Source organism: Bacillus sp. ISL-51 (genome assembly GCF_018613535.1).
GTDB lineage: Bacteria > Bacillota > Bacilli > Bacillales > Bacillaceae > Bacillus.
In genome coordinates, this window is the sequence record NZ_JAGGQB010000008.1 from 45,604 (window position 1) to 67,984 (window position 22,381).

At 44.3% G+C, this 22,381-nt stretch carries 27 protein-coding genes and 1 riboswitch; of the genes, 21 read left to right on the forward strand and 6 right to left on the reverse strand.

Features of this window, described 5'->3' with window-relative positions; translation table 11 throughout:
- Positions 1-37: 37 nt before the first annotated feature.
- The gene (locus J7E26_RS12465) at positions 38-370 is read right to left on the reverse strand and encodes a spore coat protein (protein WP_214803208.1); all 333 of its coding nucleotides are present in this window, start codon (positions 368-370) and stop codon (positions 38-40) included.
- A gap of 11 nt (positions 371-381) precedes the next feature.
- Positions 382-636: a hypothetical protein gene (locus J7E26_RS12470; RefSeq protein WP_214803210.1), complete on the reverse strand. Its 255-nt coding sequence runs from the start codon at positions 634-636 to the stop codon at positions 382-384.
- Between the two features lie 86 nt (positions 637-722).
- Here J7E26_RS12470 and J7E26_RS12475 point away from each other — a divergent pair, with 86 nt between their 5' ends.
- Positions 723-1,631, forward strand: coding sequence for a proline dehydrogenase family protein (locus J7E26_RS12475; RefSeq protein ID WP_214803213.1), 909 nt, complete (start codon positions 723-725; stop codon positions 1,629-1,631).
- A gap of 29 nt (positions 1,632-1,660) precedes the next feature.
- On the opposite strand, the gene J7E26_RS12480 is transcribed toward J7E26_RS12475, so the two are convergent.
- Entirely contained in the window at positions 1,661-1,801 is a 141-nt protein-coding gene (locus J7E26_RS12480) for a YuzL family protein (protein ID WP_082791745.1), read from the reverse strand.
- Between the two features lie 190 nt (positions 1,802-1,991).
- On the opposite strand from J7E26_RS12480, the gene J7E26_RS12485 reads away from it, so the two are divergent.
- From J7E26_RS12485 to sufB, 19 genes are all read left to right on the forward strand, one after another.
- Positions 1,992-4,361, forward strand: a complete 2,370-nt coding sequence (locus J7E26_RS12485; RefSeq protein WP_214803216.1) for a 3-hydroxyacyl-CoA dehydrogenase/enoyl-CoA hydratase family protein — start codon at positions 1,992-1,994, stop codon at positions 4,359-4,361.
- A 10-nt stretch (positions 4,362-4,371) separates the two neighbouring features.
- Positions 4,372-5,547 carry an acetyl-CoA C-acetyltransferase gene (locus tag J7E26_RS12490; RefSeq protein ID WP_214803220.1) on the forward strand — a complete coding sequence of 392 codons (1,176 nt, stop codon included), beginning with the start codon at positions 4,372-4,374 and terminating at the stop codon, positions 5,545-5,547.
- 15 nt (positions 5,548-5,562) lie between these two features.
- A complete protein-coding gene (locus tag J7E26_RS12495) occupies positions 5,563-7,347 on the forward strand; it encodes an acyl-CoA dehydrogenase family protein (protein WP_214803224.1) in 1,785 nt (594 codons plus the stop codon).
- Positions 7,348-7,460: 113 nt separating this feature from the next.
- Positions 7,461-7,817 (forward strand): arsenate reductase family protein, encoded by a 357-nt coding sequence (locus J7E26_RS12500; protein WP_214803227.1) that lies wholly within the window; start codon positions 7,461-7,463, stop codon positions 7,815-7,817.
- 61 nt (positions 7,818-7,878) lie between these two features.
- Positions 7,879-8,262, forward strand: coding sequence for a glycine cleavage system protein GcvH (gene gcvH, locus J7E26_RS12505; RefSeq protein ID WP_214803230.1), 384 nt, complete (start codon positions 7,879-7,881; stop codon positions 8,260-8,262).
- Between the two features lie 54 nt (positions 8,263-8,316).
- Entirely contained in the window at positions 8,317-8,553 is a 237-nt protein-coding gene (locus J7E26_RS12510; RefSeq protein ID WP_214803233.1) for a YusG family protein, read from the forward strand.
- 68 nt (positions 8,554-8,621) lie between these two features.
- Complete coding sequence (locus J7E26_RS12515) at positions 8,622-8,981, forward strand: toprim domain-containing protein (protein WP_214803238.1); 360 nt, start codon at positions 8,622-8,624, stop codon at positions 8,979-8,981.
- Positions 8,982-8,993: 12 nt separating this feature from the next.
- Positions 8,994-9,314, forward strand: coding sequence for a thioredoxin family protein (locus J7E26_RS12520; protein WP_214803241.1), 321 nt, complete (start codon positions 8,994-8,996; stop codon positions 9,312-9,314).
- Positions 9,315-9,409: 95 nt separating this feature from the next.
- Positions 9,410-9,760 (forward strand): SCP2 sterol-binding domain-containing protein, encoded by a 351-nt coding sequence (locus J7E26_RS12525; RefSeq protein WP_214803244.1) that lies wholly within the window; start codon positions 9,410-9,412, stop codon positions 9,758-9,760.
- Positions 9,761-9,875: 115 nt separating this feature from the next.
- Positions 9,876-9,982: riboswitch (SAM riboswitch) on the forward strand.
- Positions 9,983-10,087: 105 nt separating this feature from the next.
- Positions 10,088-11,113 (forward strand): methionine ABC transporter ATP-binding protein, encoded by a 1,026-nt coding sequence (gene metN / locus J7E26_RS12530; RefSeq protein ID WP_214803246.1) that lies wholly within the window; start codon positions 10,088-10,090, stop codon positions 11,111-11,113.
- Positions 11,106-11,774, forward strand: a complete 669-nt coding sequence (locus J7E26_RS12535; RefSeq protein WP_061522176.1) for a methionine ABC transporter permease — start codon at positions 11,106-11,108, stop codon at positions 11,772-11,774. The genes metN and J7E26_RS12535 overlap by 8 nt, the downstream gene beginning before the upstream one ends.
- A gap of 13 nt (positions 11,775-11,787) precedes the next feature.
- On the forward strand, positions 11,788-12,606 hold the full coding sequence (metQ, locus tag J7E26_RS12540) for a MetQ/NlpA family ABC transporter substrate-binding protein (RefSeq protein WP_214803248.1): 819 nt from the start codon (positions 11,788-11,790) through the stop codon (positions 12,604-12,606).
- Between the two features lie 99 nt (positions 12,607-12,705).
- Positions 12,706-13,077: a carboxymuconolactone decarboxylase family protein gene (locus J7E26_RS12545; protein ID WP_214985498.1), complete on the forward strand. Its 372-nt coding sequence runs from the start codon at positions 12,706-12,708 to the stop codon at positions 13,075-13,077.
- A 192-nt stretch (positions 13,078-13,269) separates the two neighbouring features.
- Complete coding sequence (locus tag J7E26_RS12550; protein WP_214985495.1) at positions 13,270-13,422, forward strand: YuzK family famiily protein; 153 nt, start codon at positions 13,270-13,272, stop codon at positions 13,420-13,422.
- 176 nt (positions 13,423-13,598) lie between these two features.
- Positions 13,599-14,384, forward strand: coding sequence for a Fe-S cluster assembly ATPase SufC (gene sufC / locus J7E26_RS12555; RefSeq protein WP_214803250.1), 786 nt, complete (start codon positions 13,599-13,601; stop codon positions 14,382-14,384).
- Between the two features lie 17 nt (positions 14,385-14,401).
- Positions 14,402-15,715 (forward strand): Fe-S cluster assembly protein SufD, encoded by a 1,314-nt coding sequence (gene sufD / locus J7E26_RS12560; protein ID WP_214803252.1) that lies wholly within the window; start codon positions 14,402-14,404, stop codon positions 15,713-15,715.
- Positions 15,715-16,935 (forward strand): cysteine desulfurase SufS, encoded by a 1,221-nt coding sequence (sufS, locus tag J7E26_RS12565; RefSeq protein ID WP_214803254.1) that lies wholly within the window; start codon positions 15,715-15,717, stop codon positions 16,933-16,935. The genes sufD and sufS overlap by 1 nt, the downstream gene beginning before the upstream one ends.
- Positions 16,925-17,368 carry a Fe-S cluster assembly sulfur transfer protein SufU gene (gene sufU, locus J7E26_RS12570; RefSeq protein WP_061522181.1) on the forward strand — a complete coding sequence of 148 codons (444 nt, stop codon included), beginning with the start codon at positions 16,925-16,927 and terminating at the stop codon, positions 17,366-17,368. Before sufS ends, sufU begins: the two co-directional genes overlap by 11 nt.
- Before the next feature lie 19 nt (positions 17,369-17,387).
- Positions 17,388-18,785: a Fe-S cluster assembly protein SufB gene (gene sufB / locus J7E26_RS12575; RefSeq protein WP_214803256.1), complete on the forward strand. Its 1,398-nt coding sequence runs from the start codon at positions 17,388-17,390 to the stop codon at positions 18,783-18,785.
- A gap of 723 nt (positions 18,786-19,508) precedes the next feature.
- Here the strand turns inward: sufB and J7E26_RS12580 are convergent.
- The 3 genes from J7E26_RS12580 to J7E26_RS12590 form a co-directional block, all read right to left on the reverse strand.
- Positions 19,509-20,123 carry a hypothetical protein gene (locus J7E26_RS12580; protein ID WP_214803258.1) on the reverse strand — a complete coding sequence of 205 codons (615 nt, stop codon included), beginning with the start codon at positions 20,121-20,123 and terminating at the stop codon, positions 19,509-19,511.
- Between the two features lie 40 nt (positions 20,124-20,163).
- A complete protein-coding gene (locus tag J7E26_RS12585; RefSeq protein WP_214803260.1) occupies positions 20,164-21,093 on the reverse strand; it encodes a DUF6731 family protein in 930 nt (309 codons plus the stop codon).
- Between the two features lie 369 nt (positions 21,094-21,462).
- Positions 21,463-21,927, reverse strand: a complete 465-nt coding sequence (locus J7E26_RS12590; RefSeq protein ID WP_214803262.1) for a DUF2691 family protein — start codon at positions 21,925-21,927, stop codon at positions 21,463-21,465.
- Between the two features lie 30 nt (positions 21,928-21,957).
- On the opposite strand from J7E26_RS12590, the gene J7E26_RS18315 reads away from it, so the two are divergent.
- Positions 21,958-22,350 carry a 50S ribosomal protein L11 methyltransferase gene (locus tag J7E26_RS18315; RefSeq protein WP_214985492.1) on the forward strand — a complete coding sequence of 131 codons (393 nt, stop codon included), beginning with the start codon at positions 21,958-21,960 and terminating at the stop codon, positions 22,348-22,350.
- Positions 22,351-22,381 lie beyond the last annotated feature (31 nt).

A 22,381-nucleotide genomic window follows, 5' to 3' on the forward strand; every position in this document is an offset into this window, starting at 1 on the left:
TTTGATGCTTGGCGAAAACATCAATCCTTTACACTTCTTATTGCTGATAAGGAGATTGCTGCTGAATGGTCTGCTGAAATTTTTGGTACGATTGCTGCAGCTTTTGGGTATCCGCTGCTTCGACGGAATACCAGCCGTTTTGAAACATCACATCGTATAATCTTCTTTGCGCTTTTTGTGACTCATCGAAAACAGATTGAATATCTTGATAAAGAGACTCGTCGCTGAATTCATGTAAGGCTGTGCAATATGATGACGTCATATATTTTTCTGTCGTCAGCAGCTCATTCACCAAGTCTCTGTCGTTCATTTGCGCCGTATTCGGCACCGGGGTTTGCGGATTGCTGATTTTTTGATTTTGCTGATTCATGTTTTTTCCTCCTATTGCATATAGCCTGTTGTCTGTCCGCCTTGAGCAGGATTCAAATGGCCCAATATTCTTTGATAATGTTTTTCATGCATCTGGCCGATCTGTTCAAGCTCTTGTTTTAATGCCTGATCCTGGCATTGGCCTGCCATAAAGTGTGCTTTTTTCATAGCAAGCAGATTCCAGTTCAGCATGTCCTCCAGATACAAATGATCCTTTGTTGAGATAACGGCAGGCGGCATGTTTGCGTGCTGCTCTTGATTATTCATATAAACGCCTCCTTTGATGTCTGTTCTTTTTATGTTTCTCTATGCCTGTGATTTCATACGGATAAATTAAAAGGGGGTGCTCACCCTTGCTGCGGAGCATAAGTTTGTTTTTGTCCAAAAATAAAATGCTTACCAAACTTGCGCAGGCTTACGGTATTCGCTTCGGCGCGGGAAGATTCGTCGCAGGCGAGACGATCGGCGAAGCGGTGAAAACGGTGAAGCGGCTGAATCAATCGGGATTGTCAGCCTCCATTGATTACTTAGGTGAATATGCCGGTTCAAAGAAGGATGCTGGCCGGACGGCGGAAGAATGTAAAAACGCAATCAGAGCTATTGCCGACAATCAATTAGATTGTGAGCTGTCTGTGAAATTAACTTCCATCGGATTGGATATTTCAGAAAAACTCGCTGAGAATCATATAAGGGAGATCCTGGCGGAAGCGAAAGAGCGGAACGTTCCCGTAACGATTGACATGGAGGATTACGCCAGATGCGGACCCACGCTTGAGCTGTATAAACGGTGCAAACCGGATTATCCGATGCTCGGAACCGTGATCCAGGCGTATTTGTACCGCGCCGCTGAGGATATCGGAAGCCTTCAGCCATATAAGCCGCGGCTAAGGCTTGTAAAAGGCGCTTATAAAGAATCGGCGGCTGTTGCATTTCCTGATAAAAAAGGGACCGACCTCCATTATCAGCAATTGATCAAGCTCCAGCTGCTGAGCGGCCATGAAACAGCGGTGGCGACCCATGACGATAACATCATTTCTTATACGAAAAAACTCATATCCGAACACGGCATCCCCCGTGAACAATTTGAATTTCAAATGCTGTACGGAATCAGGACGGAGCGGCAGAAGGAGCTTGCTGCGGAAGGATACCGGATGCGGGTGTACGTCCCGTACGGAACAGATTGGTACAGCTACTTTATGAGAAGGATTGCTGAGCGTCCGGCCAACGCAGCGTTTGTGTTGAAAGGAATCTTCAAAAAATAACGGCTGCCCCAAAAAGCAGCCGCTTCCTGTTATTCCATGTTTTCTTTTTTATATTGCTGGTTTTGGCTCGTACGCTTGCCGCCGCCGTGCTTTTGTGTCGGTCCCGCATTTCCTTTAACGCTGGCCGCGCTCACTGCCGCAGAAGACGGATCTTTTTTTACCCGCACCATTCCCTTCACCTCCGGCTTTAAGTTTCCCGTCTTCGGTGCGGATCATGCGAAAGCCAAAAAATTTTAAAAAATTCCATATTTGCTATTGAAGTCATCCCCGAAATCTTTTAAGATGAAAGAAGAAAAGGGTTTCATTTTTTTTGCCGAAAAAATGAATGACTATTCATTCAAAGTTCAAGGGGGATGACTCATGCACAAGTTTATAAAGAAAGCAGCCGTTCTTGGATCAGGAGTAATGGGGTCCGGAATTGCCGCGCACTTGGCTAACATCGGAATTCCCGTCCTGCTGCTTGATATTGTGCCAAACGAGCTGACAAAGGACGAGGTGAAAAAAGGGCTGACATTAGAAAGCCCGGAGGTCCGAAGCAGACTGAGCCGAACGGCCATGAAAAAGCTGCTGAAGCAAAAGCCTGCACCGCTGACTTCTGCTGCCAATCTTGACTATATTACGCCGGGCAACTTAGAAGATAACGCGGCTGATTTAAAGGATGCCGATTGGATTATTGAAGTAGTCGTTGAAAATCTCGACGTGAAAAAACAGATTTTCTCACTTGTCGATGAATATCGCAAACCGGGCAGCATCGTTTCGAGCAATACGTCCGGTATTTCTGTCACGAAAATGGCAGAAGGAAGATCAGCCGATTTCAAAGCTCATTTCTTAGGAACCCATTTCTTCAATCCCGCCCGCTATCTCAAGCTTTTGGAAATCATACCGATTCAGGAAACCGATCCAAACGTTCTGAAATTCATGACATCCTTTGCTGAAAACACGCTCGGTAAAGGCGTCGTTACAGCGAAAGACACGCCTAACTTTATCGCCAACCGCATCGGAACTTACGGCCTGTTAGTTACCGTAAGAGAAATGCTTTCCGGCGGCTATCACATTGGCGAAGTGGATACCGTGACAGGGCCGCTGATCGGCAGACCGAAAAGCGCAACCTTCAGAACCCTCGATGTCGTGGGGCTTGATACATTCGCCCATGTCGCAAAAAATGTGTACGATAAAGCTGACGGCGCTGAAAAAGACATGTTTAAGCTGCCTGAATTTATGAATGAAATGCTGAACAACAACTGGCTGGGCAGCAAATCGGGCCAAGGCTTTTATAAAAAAGAAGGTAAGACAATATATGAGCTCGATCCGCTTACCATGACATATGGTGAACGCACGAAAATGAAAACACCCGCTTTAGAAGCAGCCAAACAGGCAAAGGGTGCTAAAGGCAAAATGAAAGCGCTTATATACTCTGATGACCGCGCCGGACACCTGCTTTGGAACATCACCTCGAAAACGCTTTTGTATTCGGCTCAGCTGCTTGGCGAAATCGCTGATGATATAAAAGCAATTGATGAAGCCATGAAATGGGGCTTCGGATGGGAGCTCGGGCCGTTTGAAATGTGGGATGCCATCGGCGTCAAAGAATCCGTCAAACGGCTTGAACAAGAAGGCGCAGCGCTTCCCGGCTGGGTGAAAGAAATGCTTGATAAGGGCAATGACACTTTCTATATGAAGGAAAACGGAACTCAATTTTATTATGCAAACGGCCAATACAGGGCGATCAAAGAAAATCCGAAACGAATCAGTCTGCAAACAATAAAAGAAACAAACGGAGTCATCAGCAAAAACGGCGGCGCGAGCCTGATTGATCTCGGCGATGATGTCGCGCTTTTAGAATTCCACACGAAAAGCAACGCGATCGGGTTAGACATTATCCAAATGATTGACAAAGCGCTTGAGGAGACGGAGCGGAATTATAAAGGGCTCGTCATCGGAAACCAAGGCAGACATTTCTGCGCGGGCGCGAACCTGGCGATGATCTTAATGGAAGCCCAGGATGATAACTTCATGGAAGTCGATTTTGTCATCCGCCGTTTTCAGCAAACGATGATGAAAATAAAATACAGCGCCAAACCGGTCGTGGCGGCACCGTTCGGAATGACGCTCGGCGGCGGAACCGAAGTCTGTCTTCCGGCGGCGCGCATTCAAGCCGCAAGTGAATCATACATGGGCCTTGTCGAAACAGGCGTCGGCCTGATTCCGGGCGGCGGCGGAAACAAAGGTTTGTACATGAATTACGTGAATAACGGAGCGGAATTGATGGATGCGGCTATTAAAACGTTCGAGACAATTGCTTTAGCCAAGGTATCAGGTTCTGCGCACGAAGCCCGTGATATGCAGATTCTGTCTCCGGCTGACCAGGTCAGCATGAACCAAGATCATCTGTTACATGACGCGAAGCAGCTTGCGGCGTCCTTATATGACAGCGGCTATCGTCCGCCTGCACGGAAAAAAGTGAAAGTCACCGGGGAAACAGGTTGTGCGGCCCTGCTGCTTGGAGCTGATCAGATGAGGCGTTCAGGGTATTTATCAGATCACGATATGAAGATTGCGAAAAAGCTTGCCCATGTCATTGCCGGCGGAAGAGTTCCGTTCGGTACAGAGGTTTCTGAAGAATACTTACTCGAAATTGAAAGAGAAGCCTTTTTAAGTCTCGCAGGCGAGGCGAAATCTCAAGCCAGAATGCAGCATATGCTGGTCAAAGGCAAACCTTTACGGAACTAGGAGGGTGTTTATGAGAGAAGCAGTCATTGTGGCCGGTGCGAGAACCCCGGTCGGTAAAGCGAAAAAAGGGTCGCTGGCAAACGTTCGTCCTGATGATTTAGGAGCGCTTTGTGTCAAAGAAACATTGAAACGGGCAGGCGGCTATGAAGGAAATATCGATGACTTAATTATCGGATGTGCAACACCTGAAGCCGAGCAGGGCTTAAATATGGCGCGGAATATCGGCGCGCTGGCGGGGCTTCCCCATACGGTGCCGGCCATTACGGTAAACCGCTACTGCTCTTCCGGACTTCAATCCATCGCGTACGGAGCGGAAAAAATCATGATCGGCGCAGGTGACACTGTCATCGCGGGCGGAGCGGAATCTATGTCGCAAGTTCCGATGATGGGGCATGTGACGCGCCCGAATATCGCTTTGGCTGAACATGCACCTGAATATTATATGAGCATGGGCCATACAGCGGAGCAGGTTGCCGAAACATACGGCGTTTCCCGCGAGGATCAGGACGCATTTGCCGTCCGCAGCCACCAAAATGCGGCGAAAGCGCTGGAAGAAGGGAAATTCAAAGATGAAATTGTGCCCGTCGATGTGTCGCTGACAGAAATCGGCGCTGATCATAAACCGAGGGAAAAGCACTTCGTTTTCTCTCAAGATGAAGGGGTGCGTCCGGGGACGTCAGCTGATATTTTAGCGAAGCTCCGTCCGGCTTTTTCAAAAACCGGAACCGTGACAGCCGGAAACTCATCACAAACGAGTGACGGAGCGGCGGCTGTCATGCTCATGGATCGTGAGAAAGCCTCATCGCTCGGATTGGCGCCGCTTGTGAAATTCCGTTCCTTTGCCGTTGGCGGCGTTCCGCCTGAGGTAATGGGAATTGGGCCGATTGAAGCCATCCCGCGTGCGCTCAAACTTGCCGGGCTGGAATTACAGGATATCGGGCTCTTTGAATTGAATGAAGCCTTTGCTTCACAAGCCATTCAAGTGATCAGGTCACTCGGAATTGACGAAGAAAAAGTCAACGTCAACGGCGGAGCGATCGCGCTCGGTCATCCGCTCGGCTGCACGGGAACGAAGCTGACCCTTTCACTCATACATGAAATGAAACGGAGAAACGAGCAATTCGGCGTGGTCACGATGTGTATCGGAGGCGGCATGGGAGCTGCCGGCGTATTTGAGCTACTTTAAAAGGGGGAAACAAACATGAAACAGGAAACGGTCAAAGTCAAAAAAGGCGGCAGCTTTCTTATTGAAGATACGGCATATGATCAGGTGTTCACACCGGAGGATTTTACAGACGAACATAAAATGATCGGAAAAACGACAGAAGACTATGTCGTAAACGATGTTCTTCCGCACATTGATGAAATCGAAAACCACCAGTTTGAGCACTCTGTCAGACTCTTGAAAAAAGCCGGCGATCTAGGCCTTCTCGGCGCAGATGTACCTGAAGAATACGGCGGCATCGGCCTTGATAAAATCAGTTCTGCCTTCATTACAGAAAAATTTTCCCGTGCGGGCAGCTTCTCGCTTTCTTACGGCGCCCATGTCGGCATCGGTTCATTGCCGATCGTGTTTTTCGGAACAGAAGAGCAGAAAAAAACATATTTGCCGGATTTAGCTTCAGGCCAAAGAATCGCGGCATACGCTTTGACTGAGCCGGGATCCGGATCAGATGCGCTCGGCGCAAAAACAACCGCCGTATTAAATGAAGCGGGCACGCATTACATTTTAAACGGAGAAAAACAATGGATTACAAACTCAGCGTTTGCCGATGTATTTGTCGTCTATGCAAAGGTGGACGGGGACAAATTTTCCGCGTTTATTGTAGAAAAAAATTATCCGGGTGTGTCAACCGGCCCGGAAGAGAAAAAGATGGGAATTAAAGGCTCATCCACAAGAACGCTTATTTTAGATCAAGCAGAAGTGCCGAAAGAAAACCTGCTTGGCGAAATCGGAAAGGGCCATGTGATTGCGTTTAATATCCTGAATATTGGGCGTTACAAGCTCGCAGTCGGTACGATTGGCGCTTCAAAACGGGTCATTGAGCTGTCCGCGGCTTATGCAAACCAGCGCCGCCAATTTAAAACGCCGATCTCAAGCTTCACCCTTACCCAGGAAAAACTTGCGACAATGTCAGCAAAGCTATACGCGATGGAAAGCTCTGTATACAGAACGGTCGGCCTTTTTGAAGATAATATGAGCAGGCTGACCGAAGAAGCGCAAAAAGACGGCCGTGAAGTCGCAAAATCAATTGCCGAGTATGCGATCGAATGCTCACTGAACAAAATGTGCGGATCAGAAACGCTTGATTACATTGCCGACGAAGGCGTCCAAATCCACGGCGGTTACGGTTTCATGCAGGAATATGAAGTGGAGCGCGCCTACCGCGATTCGAGAATCAACAGAATCTTTGAAGGAACAAATGAAATCAACCGTTTGATCGTGACGAGCACTTTCCTGAAAAAAGCCGTAAAAGGGGATCTTCCGCTCTTTGATAAAGCGAAGGCGCTTCAAGAGGAATTAATGATGCTGATGCCTGAAGAACCGGGTTCAGAGCCTCTAGAGCAGGAAAAATACATCGTCAGACAGGCGAAGAAAATCGCCCTTTTAACAGCAGGCCTTGCGGCGCAGAAATACGGAAAGGAAATTGAACGCGAGCAGGAAATCATGGTGAACATCGCTGACATCGTCAGCGCGCTGTACGCGTTGGAATCTGCCGTCCTCAGAACGGAAAAAGCGATTGCGGCAGACGGCGCTGAAAAAGCCGCGCAAAAGCTATTATATACGGAAATCTTTGCGCAGGAAGCCCTTCAGGACATTGAAGCGCACGCAAAAGAGTCGTTAATCGCCATGGAAGAAGGGGACTCTCTCCGAATGATGCTTTCCGTGCTGCGCAAACTGACGCGCCTGACACCGAAAAATCTCATTCAGAAAAAACGTGACGCGGCTGCCGTGATTTTCAGAGAAGAAAAATATACAGTATAATGCAGCTCCTGTAAGCGCTCCGAATTCGGAGCGCTTTTTCATGAAGCAACGTTTTAGGTTTTTACCAGTGATTGTGTTAAAATAACGACGATCATTTACAAGGGGTGAAGAAGATGTCGATAAATTTTTACTGGTACCCTAAATGCGGAACGTGCCGTAATGCGAAAAAATGGCTGGAAGACCACGGCAAGGAAATCAACGAAATACATATTACGGAACAAACGCCGGCGAAAGAAGAAATCAAAGACCTTTATGAAAAAAGCGGCCTTGAGCTGAAAAAGTTTTTCAACACGAGCGGAATGAAATACCGTGAGCTGAACTTAAAGGAAAAGCTGTACCACATGTCAGAGGATGAACAGCTTGAACTTCTGGCTTCCGACGGAATGCTGCTTAAGCGTCCGATTACGTCAGACGGCACAAAAGTCACAGTCGGCTTTAAAGAAGACCAATTCGAAAAATATTGGATTTAATGTCAGTATCGAAGAATTATGGTATCTTCTTATTATAAGCTTAAAAAATGGAGGGATTTAGATGAGCACACCGAAAGATTTACGTTATTCAGAAGAACACGAATGGGTAAAAGTTGAAGGCGAAAAAGTCCGCATCGGAATTACGCATTTCGCGCAATCTGAACTTGGCGATATCGTATTTGTCGAGCTTCCTGAAGTCGGCGCTGAAATTAAAGCGGACGAGCCGTTCGGCAGCGTTGAATCCGTAAAAACGGTATCTGAGCTGTATGCACCGATCAACGGAACGGTGACGGAAGTGAACGAAGGCCTTGATGACAGCCCGGAATTCGTGAACGAATCTCCATACGAAAAAGCGTGGATGATCGTCGTTGAACCGGCTGATGCAAAAGAAATCGAAAACCTCATGACTGCCGAACAATACGAAGAAATGACGCAGGAAGACTAATCGGATAGCAAAAGAACCATTTGGACACTCTATCTGTAACGGGAGGTGTCCAAAATGGCTTTTGATAAACAAAAGGTTGATGTAACAGAGCACGTAACGGGCCGCTTACAAAACGGCCAGTTTTCTTTGTTTCATGAAAATGAAGCCATCGGCCAAATGACAGGCATGAACCAATATGAGCTCAAACCGGGCTTTTCATTTGAAAATCAAAAATTTTATAAAACAGCCGATGTTGTATCCGAGAAGGATCCGAAATACGTAGATTGCGACTATGAAAGCGGCTGGTGTTAACAGTTGGCGGTGAATTTCACTGCCTTCTTTTTCAATCCGAGGCTAAAAAAACCGGCAGGTGATGCGCAATGAATATCGGCGATGAAGAGAAAGTCTTAATCGTAGAAGGAAAATCAGATAAAGTCAAAGTCAGGGAAGTGCTCAGTGAACCCCTGGACATTGTCTGTACAAACGGAACGATCGGCCAAACGGAATTGGAGGATTTAGCGGACCGTTTGTTTGACAAAGATGTTTATATCTTAGTTGACGCAGACGATTCGGGAGAAAAATTAAGAAAGCAGCTGAAACGGGAGCTTCCCGAAGCCCGCCATATCTACATTGACAGAACGTACAAGGAGGTTGAAGCGTCTCCAAACCGCCATCTTGCAGCGGTGCTCCTCCGCGCCGGCCTGAATGTGGACCCCGTATTTTTGAAAAGAAAGACCTGAGGTGGTAATCAAATGAAAGAACTCCAAGAAAATGAACTTGAATCAATTAAAGATGATGTGTATCTCCTGTACTTATACACCCCATTTTGCGGCACGTGCCAGCTGGCTTCCAAAATGCTTTCTGTCGCGGAGGAAATGCTGCCCGGCGTCGCCTTCTATAAAAACAACGTGAATTATTCCCCCGTCTTCGCCAAAGCCTATCAGATTGAGAGTGTCCCGTGCTTTTTGCTGTTAAAAGACGGAAAGCTTGTTGAGAAAGGATATGCATTCCGCTCCGTTTCCTATTTATACGAGCTGATTAAACAAAAAACATCTCAAACGTCTCCTATGTGACATTTTTTATAGGAAAATGTCGTCCGTTTTATAAAGGGTTCTCCCCGTTAAAAGAGAACTTTGTATGTATGGCCAATAAACGGGAGGTTATACGAGTGGAGAAAATAGAAGTTTTAGAGAATGACGGACAGCATCTGTTTTTGAAACCCCTATTACATACCTCAACGCTGCTGATTACGTTCCAAGGTGAAACAGAAGCTTTAACGGTCTCAATTAACGGGCAGGGAGAAATGAGAAAAACCGCTGCTTCAGCAGAAGAGTCTCACTTGACCTTTTACGGAAACCAAACAGAAATCATTCATTTGCTGCACGGCGACATTTCCCTGCAAAAGCTCATTCAAAGCGGAAGGTTGAAAGTAAAAGGATCATTCAGAGCCCTGTTGAAACTGGAAGCCATTCTGTGGCTGACAAACGGATTTTTTCAAACAATCAGCAAAAGGCCTTAAAACCTGCCAATCTACTATGTGAAAATAACTACCATTATATTTATTTTATTGACTTTTTATCATTCGCCATGCTATCCTACATTAAGAATTTCCGGACGAAAAGACGATATGTTTTCTCTTATCAAGAGAGGTGGAGGGAAGTGCCCTATGAAGCCCGGCAACCATCAACTATGTTGAAATGGTGCCAATTCACTCGAAGCAATCTGCTTTGGAAGATGAGAGAAAGGCCTTTTTCAATAAGCCTTTCTGCTCAATTGTGCAGAAAGGCTTTTCTTTTGCGGAGAATTCCGGAAGATTTCTTAGAATAGTGTAAGGCAGGTGATTGCTTTGATCCATCTTCAAAATGTTTCAAAAATTTACAAAGCGAAACATGGGGATGTCAATGCTGTCCAAGATGTCGACCTCGACATCAAAAAGGGCGAAATTTTTGGAATTATAGGATATAGCGGAGCTGGTAAAAGTTCCTTAATCCGTCTTCTGAACGGTCTTGAAAAACCGACTTCAGGAACCGTGGAAGTCGCGGGGACGGAATTAAATAAAGTAAACAGCCGCGGTTTAAGAAAAGCGCGCCAGGAAATCAGCATGATTTTCCAGCACTTTAATCTGCTTTGGTCGCGCACCGTTCGGGATAATATTATGTTTCCGCTGGAAATTGCCGGCGTGAAAAAAAGAGAACGGATCCGCCGTGCTGATGAACTGATTAAACTGGTCGGATTAGAAGGAAAGGAGAAATCGTATCCTTCCCAGCTGAGCGGCGGTCAAAAGCAGCGTGTCGGAATCGCGAGAGCGCTCGCCAATAATCCGAAGGTCCTTCTTTGTGACGAAGCGACGTCAGCGCTTGACCCGCAGACGACAGATTCAATTTTAGATCTTTTATCCGATATAAATGAAAGACTCGGTTTGACGATTGTGCTTATTACCCATGAAATGCACGTCATCCGCAAAATCTGCAACAGAGTCGCCGTCATGGAAAACGGAAAAGTCGTCGAAGAAGGCGAAGTGCTTCAAGTCTTCAGAAATCCGCGCGAACAGATGACAAAGCGTTTCGTTCAGCAGGTAACCGAGCCTGAGGAAACGAAAGAAACCATTCAGCATCTGCTTCAGGAAACGGCGACAGGAAAAACGATTCAGCTTTCGTTTGTCGGGCAGGCTGCAGAACAGCCTCTCATCACTGAAATGATCCGAAACTTCGATGTGGATGTCAACATTCTGCAAGGTAAGATTTCACAGACGAAGGACGGGGCGTACGGTTCTTTATTCATCCACATTGACGGACAGGAAAAAGAAGTAGAAAATGTGATCCGGTTCATTAAAGACAAACAGGTAGAAGCAGAGGTGATCACAAATGTTTGAAAAATGGTTTCCGAACGTTGATGTAAGTGAACTGTGGACCGCCACTTATGAAACCCTCTATATGACGATTATCGCTTTACTCTTTTCGTTTGTCATCGGGGCTATCCTCGGCCTTCTGCTCTTTTTAACAGGAAAGGGAAGCTTATGGCAGAATAAAGCGATTAACAGTGTGATAGCGGCAGTGGTTAACGTATTCCGATCTATTCCGTTTCTTATTTTAATTATTCTGCTCCTCGGTTTTACTAAGTTTTTGGTCGGATCGATTTTAGGTCCGAATGCGGCTTTGCCCGCTTTGATTATCGGCTCTGCGCCGTTTTATGCCCGCCTTGCGGAAATCGCTCTCCGGGAAGTTGATAAAGGTGTCATCGAAGCCGCCAGATCAATGGGAGCGAAGACATCGACGATCATTTTTAAAGTATTGATTCCTGAATCAATGCCTGCGTTAATCTCAGGCATCACCGTTACAGCGATCGCCCTGATCGGTTCGACCGCTATCGCCGGAGCGATCGGTTCAGGCGGACTCGGTAACCTTGCATATGTCGAGGGGTACCAGTCAAATAATACGGATGTAACGTTTGTGGCAACGGTATTTATTCTCATCATCGTCTTTATCATTCAGATTATCGGTGATGTAATCACAAATATAATAGACAAAAGATAAGGGAGGATTCACATTGAAAAAGATTGTGTTAAGTGCGCTGCTGCTTGTTTTTGCGGGAGTTTTGGCTGCCTGCGGATCGAGTGCGGGCTCAAATAAAAAGGAAATTGTTGTTGCCGCGACAAAGACACCGCATGCTGAAATTTTAAAAGAAGCGGAGCCGCTACTGAAGAAAAAAGGCTATACATTAAAAGTCAAAGTGCTAAACGATTACAAAATGTACAACAAAGCATTAGCTGATAAAGAAGTGGATGCAAACTACTTCCAGCATGTTCCTTACCTTGAGCAGGAAATGAAAGAAAATAAAGATTACAAACTCGTTAACGCCGGCGCCGTTCATCTTGAGCCGTTCGGTATTTACACGAAAAAATATAAATCATTGAAAGACCTGCCAAACGGCGCGACAATCATCCTGACAAATAACGTCGCTGAACAAGGCCGTATGCTGGCGATGCTTCAAAAAGCCGGACTGATCACATTAGATTCAAAAGTAAAAACAGTTGACGCAACAACGAAAAACATCACAAAAAATCCGAAGAACCTGACGTTCAAAAAAATCGCGCCGGAATTAACGGCAAAAGCATATAACGAAGAAGAAGGCGACGCGGTCTTCATCAACGTCAACTATGCGATCCAAAACAAATTAAACCCGTTAAAAGACGCGATTGAAGTAGAATCAACGAAAAACAACCCTTACGCAAACATTATCGCCGTTCGCAAAGGTGAAGAAGATTCAGCAAAAATCAAAGCGCTAATGGAAGTTCTTCACTCTAAAAAAATTAAAGACTTCATTGAGAAAAAATACGACGGAGCCGTGCTTCCCGTATCTGAATAAGACGAAAACCCCGGATGAACAATCCGGGGTTTTTTTTGGGTATTAATCGCGGAACTGTTCATAATAAAGAAGAATGTTACCGAATGGAGGGATTATGAGTTGAATCAATATCATAACAACGGCGGAAGTGTGCATGACGCATTAAAACAATACAAAGAGGGGTTAGGCGTATTTGAACAAAAAATGCCGATGATGGGCCGGAAGTTTAATGAATTTACTGAGCAGTGCTTCTCAGCGGATTCTTTGACAGAAAAAGAAAAGCAATTAATCGCTCTCGGCATCAGTATTAACGCCCAAGATGAATTTTGTATGATTTATCATACGAAAGGATGCATGGATCAAGGCGCGACAGAAGAAAATATCCTTGAAGTTGTAAGCGTCGCTGCAGCCTTCGGCGGAGGGGCCGCTCTCAGCCAGGGCGTAACCCTCGTGCAGCAGTGCATTCAGGAATTCGGAAATACCGCGCATTAGAAGGAGCAAATGTTTGAATGCTTTCCACAGACGCAGCTCGCAGGCCGCATCCGGCATATCCGAGAGTATTCAGGGGCACACTCTCTTTGGCTGCCGCAATGAATCATTGTTACAATGGAAACAAATATATGAAGGGATTGATTCATTATCTGCACCAGCCAGGACAGACTGGACCTTGACTATACGTCGGAAATGGAAAAAGCGATGCAGCGGTCATACGGCATCGGCTATGAAGAATACGGACGGCGTCTTTCAAAAAGGATGGAAGTCGAACGGCAGAGGGAACGGGAATATCAAAAAAGCAAGCTCCTCGCAGCGCAGTTTAATGAGAAAATCGGTCTGTAAAAAAGGGTGGGATTCCGCCCTTTTTCTGTTTCAAACAGCTTTAATTACGTTAAGATCTTTGATAAACTTTAGGAATGTTCCGGGTAATATAAAAAGTTGTATTTACATTTCATTTGTTATAAAATTAGAATGAGAATAAATTGAGAATAATGATTATATATTTTGGAGGTATAGATATGGTTGCTTCAACATTAACGATCAAGGATCTTCACGTTGAAATCGAAGGGAAAGAGATTTTAAAAGGTGTAAACCTTGAAATAAAAGGCGGCGAGTTCCACGCTGTCATGGGACCGAACGGTACCGGTAAATCTACGCTTTCAGCTGCGATTATGGGGCACCCTAAATACGAAGTCACAAAAGGAAGCATCACGCTTGACGGCAAAGACGTATTGGAAATGGAAGTGGACGAGCGCGCGCAGGCCGGCTTGTTCCTTGCAATGCAATATCCGAGCGAAATCAGCGGTGTGACAAATGCCGACTTCCTTCGTTCAGCGGTTAACGCACGCCGTGAAGAAGGCGATGAAATTTCTCTTATGAAATTCATCCGCAAAATGGACGAAAACATGGAATTTTTAGAAATGGATCCTGAAATGGCGCAGCGCTATTTGAACGAAGGTTTCTCAGGCGGGGAGAAAAAACGCAACGAAATCCTTCAGCTTATGATGATTGAGCCGAAAATCGCCATTCTTGATGAAATCGATTCAGGTCTTGACATTGACGCTTTGAAAGTCGTTTCTAAAGGAATCAACAAAATGCGCAGCGAAAACTTCGGCTGCTTAATGATCACTCACTACCAGCGCCTTCTGAACTACATCACGCCTGATGTCGTTCACGTTATGATGCAGGGCCGCGTAGTTAAATCCGGCGGTGCGGAGCTCGCACAGCGCCTTGAAGCGGAAGGTTATGACTGGATTAAACAAGAACTTGGCATTGAAGACGAAACTGTAGGCCAAGAAGCGTAAGCGTTAGGGGGATTAACATGACATTGGAAACTAAACTATCCGTAGATCAGGACTATGTCAAAGGCTTTTCCGAAAAGCATCAAGAACCTGCCTGGCTGAAAAACCTGCGCTTACAGGCTCTTGAAAAAGCTGAGGATCTGCCGCTGCCTAAGCCTGACAAAACAAAAATTACAAACTGGAACTTTACAAAGTTCAACAAGCATACAGTAGAAAACGCGCCGCTTTCTTCTTTAGAAGATTTAGCTGACGAAGCAAAAGCGCTGATCGATATCGAAAACGAAGACAAAACGTTATATGTACAGCGTGACCAAACGCCGGCCTTCCTTTCTCTGTCTAAAGAGCTGAAAGACAAAGGCGTTATCTTTACGGACATCTTAACGGCTGCGCGTGAGCACAGCGATCTCGTTGAAAAATATTTCATGAAAGACGGCGTAAAAGTCGACGAACACAAACTGACTGCTCTTCACGCGGCGTTAGTGAACGGAGGGGCATTCCTTTACGTTCCTAAAAATGTTCAGGTGGAAACGCCTGTACAGGCTGTTTACGTCCATGAAAGCAATGACACGACGCTGTTTAACCACGTGCTCATCGTTGCTGAAGACCACAGCTCCGTCACTTATGTGGAGAACTACGTCAGCACGGTGAATCCGAAAGAAGCCGTATTCAACATTATCAGTGAAGTCATCACAGGTGATAATGCCAGCGTGACGTACGGAGCGGTTGACAACTTATCTGCGGGTGTCACAACATATGTAAACCGCCGCGGATCTGCGCGCGGACGCGACAGCAAAATCGAGTGGGCGCTCGGACTGATGAACGACGGCGACACGATTTCTGAAAACACGACAAACCTCTATGGCGACGGCACTTACGGCGATACGAAAACCGTTGTTGTCGGAAGAGGAGAGCAGACGGAAAACTTTACGACGCAAATCATCCACTTCGGTAAGGCTTCAGAAGGCTATATCCTGAAGCACGGAGTTATGAAAGATGCCGCTTCTTCCATTTTCAACGGAATCGGCAAAATTGAGCACGGCGCGTCTAAAGCAAACGCTGAACAAGAATCACGCGTTCTGATGCTCAGTGAAAAAGCACGCGGAGATGCAAACCCGATCCTATTAATCGATGAAGACGATGTAACTGCAGGGCATGCGGCATCTGTCGGCCGTGTGGACCCGATCCAGCTTTACTACTTAATGAGCCGCGGAATTTCGAAAGAAGAAGCAGAACGCTTAGTCATTTACGGATTCCTTGCGCCGGTGGTAAAAGAGCTTCCGATTGAAGGAGTTAAAAAACAGCTCGTTTCCGTTATCGAAAGGAAAGTTAAATAATGAATATCACTGATATTCGTGAACAGTTCCCGATCCTTCATCAGCAAGTGAACGGACATGACCTCGTGTATCTTGACAGTGCGGCGACTTCCCAGAAGCCGCGCGCTGTTATTGAAGCAGTGGATCAGTATTATAGTCATTATAATTCTAATGTCCACAGAGGCGTCCATACTCTTGGAACAAGAGCGACAGACGGCTATGAAGGAGCGCGTGAAAAAGTCCGGAAGTTTATCAATGCGAAGTCAATGGCTGAGATTATTTTCACAAAAGGCACGACAACTTCACTGAATATGGTGGCGCTGAGCTACGCCCGCGCCAACTTAAAACCCGGTGACGAAGTGGTCATCACCCAAATGGAGCATCATGCGAATATCATTCCGTGGCAGCAGGCTGTTAAAGCAACTGGCGCGACTTTAAAATATATCCCGATGCAGGAAGACGGCACGCTTTCGTTAGAGGACGTCCGGCAGACTGTCACCAGCCATACGAAAATTGTGGCGGTCGCTCATGTGTCAAACGTGCTTGGCACGATTAACCCGATTAAAGAGATCGCGAAAATCGCCCATGACAATGGCGCGGTTATCGTAGTTGACGGGGCGCAAAGCACACCGCACTTGAAAATCGACGTACAGGATTTAGATTGCGACTTCTTCGCGCTTTCCTCCCATAAAATGTGCGGCCCGACGGGAATCGGCGTGCTGTACGGCAAGAAAGAACTGCTTGAGATTATGGAGCCGGCCGAATTTGGCGGCGAAATGATTGACTTTGTAGGTCTTTACGAATCAACTTGGAAAGAGCTTCCGTGGAAATTTGAAGCAGGCACGCCGATTATCGCGGGTGCGATCGGATTAGGCGCCGCGATTGACTTTCTTGAAGAGATCGGGCTCGACGAGATTTCCCGGCATGAGCACAAGCTTGCAGCCTATGCGCTTGATCGCTTCGCACAGCTTGACGGCGTGACGGTGTACGGGCCGAAAGAGCGTGCGGGACTCGTAACATTTAATCTTGATGATGTCCATCCTCATGATGTCGCGACGGTCCTCGATGCTGAGGGCATTGCGGTCAGAGCGGGCCATCATTGCGCCCAGCCGCTGATGAAATGGCTGGATGTATCTGCTACTGCGAGAGCGAGCTTTTACCTGTATAATACAGAGGAAGAAATTGATAAGCTTGCGGAAGCACTCCAAAAGACAAAGGAGTACTTTACAAATGTCTTTTAATGCAAACTTAGATACATTGTACAGACAAGTGATCATGGATCATTATAAAAATCCGCGCAACAAAGGTGTGTTAGACGACAGTATCGTTGTCGATATGAACAACCCGACTTGCGGCGACCGGATCAGACTGACAATGAAGCTTGACGGCGATATCGTTCAAGAAGCGAAGTTCGAAGGAGAAGGCTGTTCCATCTCCATGGCTTCCGCTTCGATGATGACGCAGGCTATAAAAGGAAAAGATATAGAAACCGCCCTCTCCATGTCTAAGATTTTCTCAGACATGATGCAAGGGAAAGAGTATGACGACTCGATAGATCTCGGGGATATTGAAGCCCTTCAAGGCGTCTCAAAATTCCCGGCTCGGATTAAATGTGCCACCCTTTCATGGAAAGCACTTGAAAAAGGAGTCGCTGGAGAAAAAGGCGGCAATTAAAAGATTGGAGTGAAAATGGATGGCTAAAAAAATGCCTGAAATTGGTGAATACAAGTATGGTTTTCACGACAAGGACGTTTCCATTTTCCGTTCAGAGCGCGGATTGACAAAAGAAATTGTTGAAGAAATTTCTCGCATGAAAGAAGAGCCTCAATGGATGCTTGATTTCCGTCTGAAATCTCTTGAGCATTTCTACAACATGCCGATGCCGCAATGGGGCGGGGATTTAAACTCGTTGAACTTTGACGAAATTACGTATTACGTAAAGCCGTCTGAGCGTTCAGAGCGTTCTTGGGATGAAGTGCCTGAGGAAATTAAACAGACATTCGACAAACTCGGAATTCCTGAAGCTGAGCAAAAATACCTTGCCGGTGTTTCTGCACAGTATGAATCAGAGGTTGTTTACCACAACATGAAAGAAGATCTTGAAGCACAAGGCATCGTCTTTAAAGACACGGACAGCGCGCTCAAAGAAAATGAAGATATTTTCCGTGAGCACTGGTCGAAGGTCATCCCGCCGACTGACAATAAGTTTGCGGCGCTGAACTCAGCAGTATGGTCCGGCGGTTCTTTCATCTATGTACCGAAAGGCGTAAAAGTGGAAACGCCGCTTCAAGCATACTTCCGCATCAACTCTGAAAACATGGGCCAATTCGAACGCACATTGATCATCGTTGACGAGGAAGCAAGCGTTCATTACGTAGAGGGCTGTACGGCTCCTGTGTACACAACAAACTCGCTTCACAGCGCGGTTGTTGAAATCATCGTCAAAAAAGGCGGCTACTGCCGTTATACGACGATCCAAAACTGGGCGAACAACGTATACAATCTTGTAACGAAACGTACGGTTTGTGAAGAAAACGCAACGATGGAATGGGTGGATGGAAACATCGGCTCTAAGCTGACAATGAAATACCCGGCTGTCATCCTGAAGGGTGAAGGCGCGCGCGGTATGACGCTTTCTATCGCTCTTGCGGGTAAAGGACAGCATCAGGACGCGGGTGCGAAAATGATTCACCTTGCTCCGAATACGTCATCCACGATCGTATCAAAATCGATTTCAAAACAAGGCGGAAAAGTAACGTACCGCGGTATCGTCCACTTCGGACGGAAAGCGGAAGGCGCCCGTTCTAACATCGAGTGCGATACGCTCATTATGGATAACAAATCAACATCAGATACCATTCCTTATAATGAAATCTTAAACGACAACATTTCATTGGAGCACGAAGCAAAAGTATCAAAAGTATCTGAAGAACAGCTTTTCTACTTGATGAGCCGCGGTATTTCTGAAGAAGAAGCGACAGAAATGATCGTAATGGGCTTCATCGAGCCATTCACAAAAGAGCTGCCGATGGAATACGCAGTTGAAATGAACCGTTTGATTAAGTTCGAAATGGAAGGTTCTATCGGTTAAACAACAGTGCGTGGTGCTAATGATTAAACGGATTATCGATTGGTTTCAATACCGAATTGATACCGTTTAATCACCAAGCGCATTACATCCAAGTGTCCGCAGTTTCTTTTATATTCATGGGGCATTAATTCTTTAACGAAGTAACTGTCTAGAAATTATTTATGAGATAACGTAGTCTGAGAACACTTGATTATATTTATATGTCAATTATGATATGGGCTAGCCTACCAAATACGAATAGTTCAGCATTGAATCCGTATATCATTTATGCGGATTCTTTTTGTTTATGATTAAGCCTGCTAGTAATAAACCGTTGTCACTTCTTTGTAATAGTGAATATTTAATCCGTATACCCTTTAAATTATATATAGGCCTTGTAACCATAGCACCAAAAGTAAAGCGCAAAATAAAATGCCTCTCACCTAATGAAAGGCCCTTATTTCCTTATACTTTAATTTTGACACATCTCCGACAGTCGGATCATACTTCATATCAATAGCTGATCATAAAATGTATCCACTGGCCGATCACATTTTAATTTCATTTTAAACGCCACTCTGTTTAGCTCGGGAATTCCTTATCCCTCATTTAAATAAATTCCTCAATAAGATATTCGTTGTTTTTCCGGAAGCGATTCAGCCGTTTCAAGGCATTTACATCCTCTAGAATCCTGGTCAACTGAATCTTATCTTATTGTTGTTCATATAGGTTATCCTTTATTGATCATTGATCACTTTTATTATTTCGTATTCTCTCATTTCGGGCTTCTCTTTCTTTTCTCTTTTCTTCTTCAAGAAAATCTTCAAAAAGGTTAAACATTTTTTGAAGTTTAAATGATTCTTCTTTTGCCTTTTCAACATTTTCTTTTAAGTTTTCTATATCTGACTTAAGGACAATTGACATGTAAATTCCAACTCTAAGAGCTGACAATAACATGTAGAGCAAAGATATAAATAGAATAAAATAGAAACAAATTTTACATGGCTCCTTTAAAGAAGGGAAATTCAAAAGAGTTAAAAAGATGTATACAAAACTCCCTATAAAGCTTTGTCGTAAATATTTAACCAATATCAGAATATCTTCATCATTAAGATCTGCCATTAAAGAATCAGGTTTAATTCCAATAAAAAAGCTGAAAATAGCAAAATAAATCCCAATAAGTATTCCTGCTATAGTTAGAAATGCTCCTTCTTTCTCTTCCGAAAAATATTTAAATATGCCTAGAGTGAGATCTCTATTGAAATACAGTAAACAAATTAAAGCCACAGTTGCAATAGATAAAAAAAACATCATTCCTCGTTTTTCAATAAATTTAAATAAACGATCTAAAAAGTGCATAGAAAAGAGACCTCCTCTTAATAAGAACATTTGTTCTTATTTATTTTATCACATCAGAGACTCTTTTGGGAACAAAAGGATGGTACTTAGTAAAGATTGAGTTGTCAGTATTAGAATATTCTTGTGAAATTTCATTACATATAAACTCCCAATTGCTATTGATATCTACATTATTTAGATATAATCCCTTTACACCTACGTTTTTTAAATCAACAGTTTCTGTTTTCCCCGTTTTAGGACTTAAATATTTAATCTTAACAGTTTCAAAAAGTTCGCTATCTAATTCCAGTAATTCTAACAAGGACAATAAGTTGTTTTTATCAAAACCATTTCCCTTTCTTCCCTTACTAAAAGTAAGGGTAGCCTTATTGGCTCCAAACTCACTATGGGTTGTTACTGTATTTCTAATTATCTTGAAAAATAAGCTTTCGGGCTCGTTAGACTTTGAAATGAAATGTCTCGTTTTCCCCGCAATATCTAACTTTATCTCAAGATTTTTAATATCCTTAGAAGCTGATATATCTTCCCAGCCAAGTTTACTTTCAATCGGTACAAATTCTACTTCCCAAATGTTAGCGTCATCTTTATACAAAAAACTTGTTAAATAATCTGATATAGCATTTATTCTTGGTCCATAATGATTGTACTCTATAATTGCTAATCTAGATTCAGGAATAAAGATCGCTGAGCTCATTTCTAATACATCTCTTTTTATCAGTTCAACAATGTCAGTACCCTTGTCTGTTTCATAAGGTTTTTTATTTCTATATTTACCGAAACCAATTTTTCTTATTCTTGATTTGGCTTCTGGTATCATGCCGAGACTGGTATAATCATCTCTATTAATCCGTTTTAACTTTTTTTCCGGTTTTAAGGTTACGATTTTATCTAAAAGGTCGTCAAAGACTATATCTGTTTTCTTTCCATTAAATGATACGAAACAGTTGTATAAATATGCTTGTTTTTCCACATGATCACCTCGTTAAATTTTCTTAATCCTTGTTTTCATAGGCATTTTCTTTCAGAATTATACATCATTTTCGGAATTTATAGAAATATATAGAAAACTGTCGTGATTAATTATTCAAATTGAATTGTTTTAGATCGAAAACAAGATGTTGTTTCCTCTTTATTTATTGCGTCACTTATGGACCAGACAGCATTAATTAAGAAATAGCTTTTTAGTATGATTCACCCCTTGTTTAAAACGAATTTTTAATGTTAATACAAATAAGGGGGTGTGGTGTGCAGAAATGTCTGTAATTCCAAGTTTGATACTAAAACATCATTTAATTTTAAAAACTTTTTGATCTCTTATGTATTATAGTTTTGTATTCTATTAATATACGGATAGTTCTGTTCTCATACCATTCTCATCAGTGATATACGCCACGTCCGTAAACCCGCACTGTTTCGCATGTTCATAAAGCAATTCCAGCATGTGTTTATCCTTGCAATACAAAGTGGCGTAAGAGCAGTCAGCAATTAAAAGCACAAGCTCGCAGGGACTCTTTATAAAATCCTCGTATGTATGAATTTCTGAAAATCGCCCTTTTGGAAAAGCCTTCAAATCAGCAAAAATCATATAATAATGATGAGCCTCCAGCTTTTTTTTCAATTCAATTCCTTCAATGACCTGTTGATTTTCAGGGAAGAGGTCTTCATCTAATTGGCCGCTGTCAGTGATATAAGCCTCACCGTTACCAATGAACCAGGTAAAAGCGGAAGCAGGAAACGGTTTTAATATGTGTGCCGCAAAATTGCCATATTCATTAGGGATTTCAAACGTAATGCCTCGTTTCAAATGACCGCCTCTCTTTTCTTTATGATTGTAATGATATGGTATAATAGCTGGATAAAAAATGAAAGGGCTAAACATGATGACAACACGATATGGCGTCGACGCACCGTATGCGGCATTTGGTTTTGTGTTTCTGCGCTTATGTATGCTGCCGGCACTTGGGGCGGCTTCATTCCTCCTTTTTGGGGCTGGCTGACGGGTGTTTTATTTTTGCTGCTCAGCCTGTGGATGCTGTTTTATTCAACGGTCATTAAAATATCGCATCGTCATCGGCTTCTTAAGCTTTCCGTATTACAGCCGGGACAGAAGGTGCTTGATGTCGGGACAGGGCGGGGGCTTTTGGCGATTGCCGCGGCTCAGAAAGGGGCGGCTGTCTCAGCGATCGACAAGTGGTCGGGCTGGGATCTTGGCGGGAACGGGAGATAAGCGTTTGAAACAAACAGGCGAGCTGAAGGTG

Bases quoted from the DNA above. Each gene is read 5' to 3' on its own strand.
- J7E26_RS12500 (WP_214803227.1), top strand. From the start codon at position 7,461: ATGTCGATAAATTTTTACTGGTACCCTAAATGCGGAACGTGCCGTAAT.
- sufD (WP_214803252.1), top strand. From the start codon at position 14,402: ATGACATTGGAAACTAAACTATCCGTAGATCAGGACTATGTCAAAGGC.
- sufB (WP_214803256.1), top strand. From the start codon at position 17,388: ATGGCTAAAAAAATGCCTGAAATTGGTGAATACAAGTATGGTTTTCAC.
- J7E26_RS18315 (WP_214985492.1), top strand. From the start codon at position 21,958: ATGATATGGTATAATAGCTGGATAAAAAATGAAAGGGCTAAACATGAT.
- J7E26_RS12465 (WP_214803208.1), bottom strand. From the start codon at position 370: ATGAATCAGCAAAATCAAAAAATCAGCAATCCGCAAACCCCGGTGCCG.
- J7E26_RS12535 (WP_061522176.1), top strand. From the start codon at position 11,106: ATGTTTGAAAAATGGTTTCCGAACGTTGATGTAAGTGAACTGTGGACC.
- J7E26_RS12510 (WP_214803233.1), top strand. From the start codon at position 8,317: ATGGCTTTTGATAAACAAAAGGTTGATGTAACAGAGCACGTAACGGGC.
- J7E26_RS12470 (WP_214803210.1), bottom strand. From the start codon at position 636: ATGAATAATCAAGAGCAGCACGCAAACATGCCGCCTGCCGTTATCTCA.
- J7E26_RS12485 (WP_214803216.1), top strand. From the start codon at position 1,992: ATGCACAAGTTTATAAAGAAAGCAGCCGTTCTTGGATCAGGAGTAATG.
- J7E26_RS12495 (WP_214803224.1), top strand. From the start codon at position 5,563: ATGAAACAGGAAACGGTCAAAGTCAAAAAAGGCGGCAGCTTTCTTATT.
- J7E26_RS12515 (WP_214803238.1), top strand. From the start codon at position 8,622: ATGAATATCGGCGATGAAGAGAAAGTCTTAATCGTAGAAGGAAAATCA.
- J7E26_RS12480 (WP_082791745.1), bottom strand. From the start codon at position 1,801: ATGGTGCGGGTAAAAAAAGATCCGTCTTCTGCGGCAGTGAGCGCGGCC.
- J7E26_RS12520 (WP_214803241.1), top strand. From the start codon at position 8,994: ATGAAAGAACTCCAAGAAAATGAACTTGAATCAATTAAAGATGATGTG.
- sufC (WP_214803250.1), top strand. From the start codon at position 13,599: ATGGTTGCTTCAACATTAACGATCAAGGATCTTCACGTTGAAATCGAA.
- J7E26_RS12550 (WP_214985495.1), top strand. From the start codon at position 13,270: ATGGAAAAAGCGATGCAGCGGTCATACGGCATCGGCTATGAAGAATAC.
- sufS (WP_214803254.1), top strand. From the start codon at position 15,715: ATGAATATCACTGATATTCGTGAACAGTTCCCGATCCTTCATCAGCAA.
- gcvH (WP_214803230.1), top strand. From the start codon at position 7,879: ATGAGCACACCGAAAGATTTACGTTATTCAGAAGAACACGAATGGGTA.
- J7E26_RS12580 (WP_214803258.1), bottom strand. From the start codon at position 20,123: ATGCACTTTTTAGATCGTTTATTTAAATTTATTGAAAAACGAGGAATG.
- J7E26_RS12490 (WP_214803220.1), top strand. From the start codon at position 4,372: ATGAGAGAAGCAGTCATTGTGGCCGGTGCGAGAACCCCGGTCGGTAAA.
- sufU (WP_061522181.1), top strand. From the start codon at position 16,925: ATGTCTTTTAATGCAAACTTAGATACATTGTACAGACAAGTGATCATG.